At 34.6% G+C, this 9,840-nt stretch carries 7 protein-coding genes; 1 reads left to right on the top strand and 6 read right to left on the bottom strand.

Going from position 1 to position 9,840, the window contains the following annotated elements; genetic code table 11:
- Positions 1-203, top strand: a 203-nt coding sequence (locus ABS911_RS12905) for a hypothetical protein (RefSeq protein ID WP_350467896.1), incomplete at its 5' end; no start/stop codon positions are given.
- A 152-nt stretch (positions 204-355) separates the two neighbouring features.
- On the opposite strand, the gene gyrA is transcribed toward ABS911_RS12905, so the two are convergent.
- The 6 genes from gyrA to dnaA form a co-directional block, all read right to left on the bottom strand.
- Positions 356-2,935 (bottom strand): DNA gyrase subunit A, encoded by a 2,580-nt coding sequence (gene gyrA / locus ABS911_RS12900; RefSeq protein ID WP_350467895.1) that lies wholly within the window; start codon positions 2,933-2,935, stop codon positions 356-358.
- Positions 2,936-2,958: 23 nt separating this feature from the next.
- A complete protein-coding gene (gene gyrB, locus ABS911_RS12895) occupies positions 2,959-4,896 on the bottom strand; it encodes a DNA topoisomerase (ATP-hydrolyzing) subunit B (protein ID WP_350467894.1) in 1,938 nt (645 codons plus the stop codon).
- Between the two features lie 2 nt (positions 4,897-4,898).
- Positions 4,899-6,020 carry a DNA replication/repair protein RecF gene (recF, locus tag ABS911_RS12890; protein WP_350467893.1) on the bottom strand — a complete coding sequence of 374 codons (1,122 nt, stop codon included), beginning with the start codon at positions 6,018-6,020 and terminating at the stop codon, positions 4,899-4,901.
- Positions 6,020-6,271: a S4 domain-containing protein YaaA gene (yaaA, locus tag ABS911_RS12885; protein WP_350451293.1), complete on the bottom strand. Its 252-nt coding sequence runs from the start codon at positions 6,269-6,271 to the stop codon at positions 6,020-6,022. The genes recF and yaaA overlap by 1 nt, the downstream gene beginning before the upstream one ends.
- A gap of 263 nt (positions 6,272-6,534) precedes the next feature.
- Positions 6,535-7,677 (bottom strand): DNA polymerase III subunit beta, encoded by a 1,143-nt coding sequence (gene dnaN, locus ABS911_RS12880; protein ID WP_350467892.1) that lies wholly within the window; start codon positions 7,675-7,677, stop codon positions 6,535-6,537.
- 183 nt (positions 7,678-7,860) lie between these two features.
- Complete coding sequence (gene dnaA / locus ABS911_RS12875; RefSeq protein WP_350467891.1) at positions 7,861-9,198, bottom strand: chromosomal replication initiator protein DnaA; 1,338 nt, start codon at positions 9,196-9,198, stop codon at positions 7,861-7,863.
- Positions 9,199-9,840: the final 642 nt, after the last annotated feature.

Raw genomic sequence — 9,840 nt, 5'->3', positions numbered from 1 at the left:
CTAAAGCTGCTTTTTCAGCTTCTTCGATGTTTGGACGGATAATGTATAAAATTTCGTATTTTGCTGTTTTACTCATCTTGACTGTCACCTCCTTATGGACTTTGGCTCTTTTTACAGAGCAAGGAGAGTATTCTAATAATGTTTCTTTAGATTACTCACGTCCGTTTAGTATAGCACATTTCATTCTAAACATCAATACTTGAATTGCACTTATATATAATACTTTTTTAATAACTATGGCTACAAGCAGACCCGTTTATTCCAAAAGAAATTTCTTTTGAAACACACCTACACCATTTGTCAAACAACAAAAAAATAGAGAGAATGATCTATTGATCTCATTCTCTCTACTCTTTTAGTCTTCAGTTAGGTCATTGTTACCTTCTGTATCGTTATCAGAATTGTTTGAAGTATCATTCTCTTGAATCGATTCGTTTATTTCACTGTCTTCTATAGACAGCGATTCTGAAATGATTCCTGCTTCATCCATTTCTTCTTTGATAACTTCTGCATCTACTTTTGCCATAGTTGACACTTTAACATCTTCAGCTACTCGAATAACACGTACACCTAATGTTGCACGGCCTGTTTGAGATACTGCAGAAACATTAAAACGAATAATAACACCTGTATTTGTTATCAACATGATATCTTCGTCGCCTTTGACAGTCGTTAATCCAGCTAGATTACCATTTTTACTTGTGATATTAGCTGTTTTAATTCCTTTTCCGCCACGGCCTTTAATAGCATATTCACTTGCTTTGGTACGTTTTCCATACCCTTTTTCTGTAATAACTAAAACTTCCGAGTCCTCAGTTAATAGATCTACTCCAATGACGTAATCATTTTCTCTTAAACGAATACCACGAACACCGCCAGCAGTTCTACCCATATTTCGGACATCTTTTTCATGGAAACTTACAGCATAACCCATATGTGTTCCAATGATAATGTTTTGATCTCCGTTTGTTATAGAAACCGACATCAATTCATCATTTTCTTTTAGTACAATAGCTTTTAGACCATTGCTTCGGATATTAGAAAAAGCTTTTACATCTGTACGTTTAACTGTTCCAAGACGAGTCGTAAAGAACAAGTACAGACCTTCTTCAGCTTCTCCTCTAACGTTTATGACCGCTTGAACAGTTTCGCCTGAATCAACTCCTAGTAAGTTAATAACAGGGATTCCTTTAGCTGTGCGGCCATATTCTGGAATCTCGTATCCTTTTGAACGGTAGACTTTCCCATTATTCGTAAAGAATAATAAGGTATCGTGAGTAGAACAAGAAACTAAGGTTTCGATGAAATCATCATCATGAACGCCCATTCCTTGCACTCCACGTCCACCACGTCTTTGTGATTTGAATTCAGAACTTGGAAGACGTTTGATATAACCTTTGCTAGTCAACGTAATCACGACATCTTCTTCTTCAATCAGATCTTCATCTTCAAGACTTAATACTTCTCCTACTAATAATTCAGTACGACGAGCATCTCCAAATCTTTCTTGAACTTCAAGAAGTTCCGTTTCAATAATAGTGTGTACACGTGCTGGATTAGCCAAAATGTCAGCCATATCTGCGATTAAAGCCATCAATTCAGTATACTCTGCTTCGATTTTGTCTCTTTCTAAACCAGTTAATCGAACCATTCGCATATCTAAAATAGCTTGTGCTTGTTTCTCTGATAAACCGTACGTCTCAATTAAAGTCGTTTTAGCGATATCACCAGTTTTTGAACCTCGTATAATTCGAATGATTTCATCAATATGGTCTAACGCTATTCTTAAACCTTCTAAGATGTGTGCTCGTGCCTCAGCTTTACGTTTATCGTAAGCTGTTCTTCTGCGAATCACTATTTCTTGGTGCTTCAAGTATTCTTCAAGAATTGATTTCAAACTCAATACTTTTGGAACACCGTTCACAATAGCTAACATGTTAAAGCCAAAAGAGGTTTGTAAAGAAGTTAATTTATATAGATTATTTAAGACTACACTCGCACTAACATCACGTCTAACATCAATCACGACACGCATACCATCCCGGTCGGATTCATCTGCTAAATCAGTAATGCCTTCGATTCGTTTATCTCTAGCTAAATCAGCTATGCGTTCTACCAATCGTGCTTTATTTACCATATATGGTAATTCATGTACAATAATGCGTTCTTTGCCATTTTTTAGTATTTCAATTTCAACTTTAGCTCGAACCATAATAGAACCTTTACCTGTTTCATAGGCTTTTCTGATTCCAGATTTACCCATTACTAATCCACCGGTTGGGAAATCAGGACCTGGTATAGCTTCCATCAAATCAGCCGTGGTTGCATCGGGGTTATTCATCAAAATGTGTAATGCAGAAATAACCTCAGTTAAATTGTGCGGAGGAATATTAGTAGCCATACCAACAGCAATACCGGTGACACCATTTACAAGTAGATTAGGAAAGCGAGCCGGTAATACATCTGGTTCACGTTCTGATCCATCATAGTTATCATGGTAATCAATTGTATCTTTATTGATATCGCGCAACATTTCTAACGCCATTTTTGTCATACGAGCCTCGGTATACCGCATTGCTGCAGCTCCATCGCCATCCACTGATCCGAAGTTTCCATGACCATCCACTAACGGATAGCGGTAACTCCAGTCTTGTGCCATACGAACCATTGATTCATAAATCGCACTATCTCCATGAGGATGGTATTTACCCATAACATCTCCAACGATACGTGCTGACTTTTTATGCGCTTTATCTGGGGTCACGCCCAATTCACTCATCCCATATAAAATACGACGATGGACTGGTTTCAATCCATCTCGTACATCTGGCAATGCACGAGCTACAATAACACTCATTGCATAATCAAGGAAAGATGTGCGCATTTCATGGCTTAGTTCAATACTTTTTATATTCTCTTTAAATTCTTCAGCCATTCTTTATTGTCCTCCTATTTGGATTAAATATCTAAATTTTGTACGTAACGTGCATTTTCTTCAATGAATATACGTCTTGGTTCAACACGGTCACCCATTAACATATCACAACTTTTATCTGCTTCAATAGCATCATCAACAGTAACTTGCAGCATCCGTCTATTTTCTGGATTCATAGTTGTTTCCCATAATTGTTCAGCATCCATTTCTCCAAGACCTTTGTATCGTTGAATGACAGGTTTTGGTGAAAGAGGTATTTCTTTCAAATAATTATCTAGTTCTTCATCTGAATCCAAATAGACCATTTTTTTACCTTGACGCACTTGGTATAAAGGCGGCTGAGCGATGTAAACATAACCGGCTTCAACTACTGGGCGCATGTAACGATAGAACAATGTCAATAATAATGTACGAATATGTGCTCCATCGACATCGGCATCTGTCATGATAACTAATTTATGGTAACGCGCTTTAGAAACATCAAAATCATTTCCAAATCCGGTACCCATAGCGGTAAACAATGAGCGAATTTCTTCATTTGCTAAAATTTTATCTAGTGTTGCTTTTTCAACATTTAAAATTTTCCCACGAATCGGTAAAATTGCTTGAAAGAGTCTTGAACGTCCTTGTTTAGCAGAACCGCCGGCGGAATCTCCCTCAACAATAAATATTTCGCTGATAGTTGGATCTTTACTCGAACAATCCGCTAACTTACCAGGAAGATTGCTGATTTCTAATCCACTCTTTTTACGCGTTACTTCACGAGCTCTTTTGGCAGCTAAACGAGCTCTAGCTGCTAGTAAACCTTTTTCAACGATTTGACGAGCTACTTGTGGGTTTTCCATTAAGAATTTATCAAAATGCGCTGAGAATAGGCGGTCTGTAATGGTACGGGCTTCAGAATTTCCCAATTTGGTTTTTGTTTGTCCCTCAAACTGAGGATCAGGATGTTTAATGGATAAGACGATCGTTAATCCTTCTCGCACATCTTCACCAGTTAGATTTTCTTCATTTTCTTTAATTATTTTATTCTTTTTTGCGTAATCATTTATCACGCGTGTTAAAGCTGTTTTGAACCCAAATTCATGCGTTCCACCTTCATAAGTATGAATGTTGTTCGCAAAACTTAATAAATTGTTGTGATAACCATCTGTATGTTGCATAGCCACTTCAAGAGTAATACCTTGTTGTTCGCCTTCTAGAAAAATAGGCTCATCATATAAAACAGCCTTATTTTCATTCAAGAACTCTACATAGCTTTTAATACCGCCTTCGTAGTGATATTCTAGAACTTTTTCTTTACCATCACGCTTGTCTTCAATCGTAATTTTTAATCCTTTGTTTAAGAACGCTAATTCCCGGACACGTGTAGCTAATTTATCAAAATTAAACTCTACTGTTTCTTTAAAAATTTCAGGATCTGGAACGAAGTGAACAGTTGTACCATGTTTATCTGTTTCACCAATTACTTCAACATCATGAACAACTTTTCCTTGAGCATATTGTTGGTGATAGATTTTTCCGTCTTTGTGTACGTAAACATCTAAAGTGGTCGAAAGTGCATTAACTACTGAGGAACCAACTCCATGTAAACCACCTGAAACTTTATAACCTCCACCGCCAAATTTACCCCCAGCATGAAGAATCGTAAACACGGTTTCTAATGCTGGACGGCCTGTTTTAGCTTGAATATCAACAGGAATCCCACGACCATTATCAATAACGGTAATACTTTCATCTTTTTCAATGATTAAGTTAATTTCATCAGCAAAACCTGCTAAGGCTTCATCAATTGAATTATCGACGATTTCCCAAACAAGGTGATGTAATCCTTCACCACTTGTTGAACCAATGTACATACCTGGACGTTTACGAACGGCTTCTAGACCTTCTAAAACTTGTATTTGACTCGCATCATATTCTTTTGCTCGATCTTGTTTGCTTTTTATTTCTTCAGACACACTCATTCACTCTCCGTTTCTACTTGTCCATTATCAATCAGAAAAATTTTGGGAGTTTCCAGCATATTTTCCTTTATTCCATCTAAACTAGTTGTCGTTAAGAACGTTTGAACTTTATTTTGAATTGCTTTCAATAAATGTGTTTGACGCTCATCATCCAGCTCGGATAGGACATCATCTAGTAATAAGACGGGGTATTCACCTGTCATTTCTTTCATCAAATCAATTTCAGCTAACTTCACGCTTAAGGCTGTCGTTCGTTGTTGACCTTGAGAGCCATAGGTTTGAACATTTCTCCCATTCACACTAAACTTCAGATCATCTCTATGTGGACCGAATACGGTTGTTCGCTGTTCTAATTCTCTTTGTCTACCTTGCGTATAAGCGTTCATTAAATCTGAATAAATCTGTTTTTTATCCGTTTCGTTTGTAATTTTCAAACTACAAGAATAGCCGATTTCAAGAATTTCTTTCTGCTTAGAAATTTCAGCATGAACAGGTTTGGCCCAATTCTCTAATTTTTTTATAAATGAAAAACGCTCTACTAAAATAGCCGCCCCAAACTCAGCTAACTGTTCCGTTAAAATATCCAAAAAAGTTAAATCTTTTACTTTTTTTAGACTTAATTGTTTTAGATAGCTGTTCCTTTGTTTTAACAAATGCTGATATTGCACGAGATGATGTAAATAAATAGGGCTCATCTGCCCCATTTCCATATCTAAAAATTTTCTTCTGACAGAAGGCGAACCTTTTACCAAAGACAAATCCTCTGGAGCAAATAAGATAACATTTAGATTTCCAATGTATTCACTTAATTTTTTTTGCTCCAAATGATTAAATTTTGCTTTCTTACCTTTTTTAGAAATAGAGATTTCAAGTGGAAAACTTGTGTTTTTCTTTTGAATTCTTCCACTCACTCGTGCAAATTCTTGTTCCCATCGAATGGTTTCTTTATCATTTGCAGTTCTATGGCTTCTTGCCATTGCTAATACGTAAATTGCCTCCATCAAACTTGTTTTTCCTTGGGCGTTTTCTCCTAAGAAAACATTGATTCCTTTAGAAAAGATAACTTCAGCATGTTCGTAATTTCGATAATTGGAAAGATGGATCTCTTTCAATAACATTATTTTTCTTCCTCATTTGTTTTAGCAGTTTCATTTTCTGACTGGATAAAGAATGTTCCTTCACCAGGTATTTCAACTACAGAACCAGGATAAAGTTTTTTACCTCTGCGATTTTCAACTTCGTTATCAAGAAGGACTGTATGTTCAGATAAATACCACTTTGCCATTCCGCCACTGCTAATAATATTTTCATGTTTTAAAAATTGCCCCAATGTGATAAATTCACGATCGATTTTTATAGTTTTTTTCATTTTTTTCACCTACTTTTCAATAAAATAAGCGTGGAGATAATCCACGCATTACGCTGCCGCTTATTAATACTATTATACTCTTTTTTTGCCAATAGTACAAATGAATCTAAAAATAACCCTACTATTATCGATTTTAAGCAAAAGATAAAAAAAGACCTTAAATCCTCCATAATTGCTTAAATCGAAAAAAACATGGTTATTCGGCATATATTAAAAAAAAACTACTTTTTCAGTTGCCTGAAAAGTAGTTTTTCTGATTTTCCTTAAAAAGTTCGAACTGGAGTAATCAATTGAATAAAATCTTGATCGTTTTCACTAGGAACTAAAATAAATGGACGAACTGGTGAAGTAAACTTTATTTTAATGTCTGTTTGGCCAAAAGTTCTCAATGCATCTTTCATATAATCTGGGTTAAAAGAAAGTTCGATTGGTTCTCCTTCAACAGATTGATAGTCTAATTCCTCATTGACATTTCCAACATCCGGCGAATTTCCAGAAATCTTAACCAAATTCGGATTGATCGTAATTTTTACAACATTATTTTTTCCTTCATGTGAAAGCAATGAAGCACGTTCGATCGAACCTAATAAAGAATTAGCATTAAAGCTGATTTCCGTTGAAGAATTATCAGGAATCAAACGTTTTGTATCAGGATAGTATCCTTCTAGCAAGCGAGAATAAAAATACATATTTTCTGATTTAAACAATACTTGGTTTTCAGTGATCATCATTTCAATAGTGTCAGAATTTTCATCTAGTGTACGAGACAACTCAATTAAACTCTTACCAGGAATAATAACATTGTATTTTTTTGAAGCTTGCTCATCATTCATTTCTAAAGGAATCACACGTTGGCTCAAGCGGTGGCTATCAGTAGCAACTGCTAAAAACTTACCATTTTCAATAACTATATTTACTCCTGTAAGTATTGGACGACTTTCATGAGTTGAAATAGCAATAACGGTTTGTCCGATTACTTGCTTAAATAAGTTTACAGGTAAAGTAAATGATTCTTTCGTATCAATAATCGGTAAATGAGGGTAATTATTAGGATCTAGACCATTAATAGTAAATGAAGCTGTTGCAGAAGTAATCAATGCTTGGAAATGATCCAGTATTTCAATAGTCATTGTTTCTTCAGGAAGTTTTTTTACGATTTCACTAAAAAAGCGTGCTTGTAAAACAATTCCTCCAGTTTTTTCAATAACTAATAAATTGTCTTCTTCAGCTACAGGAATGAATGCTTCAATAGAAATATCTGAATCACTACCTGTTAATGTCAATCCTTCATCATTAGCAATGATTTTCAAACCAGTCAATATCGGAATAGTCGTTCTTGAAGAAATTGCACGTTGTACATCGGATAAGCTTTTTAAAAAGGCACTTCTTTTAATTGTAAATTTCATTAAATTTACCTCCAAATATAGTTTAATTTATTTTAATAAGTTCTTTAGTAATAGTAGTAGGGCCTGTTGATACTGTGGAAAACTAATAAAACCTTTTTATTTAAAAGGTTTTACACATGTGGACAACTTGTTAGTAAAAAAAGGATAAGTCTATTAGTTATGCACATGTGTAAAAGAAAAAGATTACGTTAATTTTTTCTTTATATCGGTAATTTCTTGTTTTAATTGGTCATCGGCAGACAAAACATGAACGATTTTTTCGTAAGCATGAATAACAGTTGTATGATCTTTCCCACCAAATTCAGCCCCAATTTTAGGTAGTGAATTTGACGTAAGTTCTCTAGATAAATACATAGCGATTTGCCTTGGTAAAACAATCGATTTAATGCGTTTCTTACCTTTAAGATCAGCAATAGATAACTGATAATATTTACTGACAGCATTTTGAATATCTAAGATAGTCAATGTGGTCGGTTTTGCTGAAGGCAGCATACTTTTTAAGGCATCAGCAGCAAGACTAGTTGTAATGTCACGACTTTCGATAGCTGCATAAGCTTGTACACGAACTAAAGCACCTTCTAATTCTCTAATATTTGAATCAATTTGACCAGCGATATAACTTAACGTGTCACCTGGAATTTCTAACCGTTCAGCATTGGCTTTCTTTCTTAGGATCGCAATACGTGTTTCCAAATCTGGAGGCGTAATATCTACTGATAATCCCCATGCGAATCTTGATACTAAGCGTTCTTGTAATTTAGGAATTTCATTAGGCAAACGATCACTAGTTAATACGATTTGTTTTCGATCATCATATAATGCATTAAAGGTATGGAAAAACTCTTCTTGAGTTCCTTCTTTATCTGCAAAAAACTGAATATCATCTACTAGAAGCAAATCAACACTACGGTATTCATTTCTAAATTTTTCTTGTGTTTTATTTTGAATGGAATTTATAAAGTCATTTGCAAATGTTTCACTACTAACATATTTCACTCGTGCATCTGGGTTTAGCAGTAACATTTGGTGACCTATAGCATGCATCAAATGGGTTTTTCCAAGTCCAACTCCACCATAGAAAAATAAAGGATTATAAATTGTTCCAGGTTCTTCTGCAACGACTAAAGCCGCAGCGTGAGCCATTTGGTTTCCTTTACCTATAACAAACGTATCAAAAGTATATTTAGTATTTAATTGAATATCTTTTTTAAAGAGGGTTTTTTTAGGCACCTCATTACGCAAATTTTTATTTACTAGATTGCTTGCTTCTTGTTCATTTTTGATAATAAACAATGGAGAAATTTCACGACTGGAGTATTCATAAATATTTTCAACAATTCGAGTAGCTAAGTTATTTTCCCAATATTCTTTATGTAAAGAAGAAGGGACTTCGATAATAATGTTGTTATCAGTGATACGTATGGGGCTTGCACTTTCTATCCATGTATCATAGCTAACTTTGGAGAGCGATTCTTTGAACTTTTCTTTTAGAAAAATCCAGAGTGTTTGTAAATCGTCCAAAATAGAACCTCCTTATAAAATGTGTCTAAGTCATTTTAGCACTTTTATAAATAGTTTTCCACAAGTAGTTTTTTTAGCAAAAAATTTGTCCACTGCTTGTAAATAAAGTTATCCACAAGCAATAACAGATGGTGTATAACTTTTTTTCGCAACAGATAAATGACTATTTTTGTGGATAACTATCACTATACAAAGATTGTCATGCTAATACTTGTAAAGGTTATCCACAATTATAAAAGGGTGGTGGATAAGGTTTTTACACAGCATGTTTGTATGTGGATAACCAGGTGATAACTAAGGGATAACAAAAATTAAAAAAAGGTCATACATAGCCTTGTGGATAACATTATACACCTGTGGATATCTTTATTTTGAATGAAAAAAAGGGGGTTAAATCTTATTAAGTCTTAATAAAGGAGAAGAAATTTGAGGTTTAGAAAAAGAATTTGCAAAAGATAGTTTCCTATTAAGTAAAAATATGCTATCATACTTGAGTGAATGAATAAAAATAGGGGAATTGTGCTTGACAAGACTATTTTTTCTTCGTTATAATAATCTAGACTGTCTTGGGATAATTACAAATAGAATAATGAGAGATAGTTTTTACAGGAGGTGTATCACGTATGAAAAGAACTTACCAAC

Source organism: Carnobacterium sp., assembly GCF_040274425.1.
This window is presented reverse-complemented; position numbering and strand designations above follow the sequence as displayed.

Excerpts from the sequence above, each read along its gene's own strand:
- gyrA (WP_350467895.1), bottom strand. The coding sequence starts at position 2,935 with ATGGCTGAAGAATTTAAAGAGAATATAAAAAGTATTGAACTAAGCCAT.
- recF (WP_350467893.1), bottom strand. The coding sequence starts at position 6,020 with ATGTTATTGAAAGAGATCCATCTTTCCAATTATCGAAATTACGAACAT.
- yaaA (WP_350451293.1), bottom strand. The coding sequence starts at position 6,271 with ATGAAAAAAACTATAAAAATCGATCGTGAATTTATCACATTGGGGCAA.
- dnaN (WP_350467892.1), bottom strand. The coding sequence starts at position 7,677 with ATGAAATTTACAATTAAAAGAAGTGCCTTTTTAAAAAGCTTATCCGAT.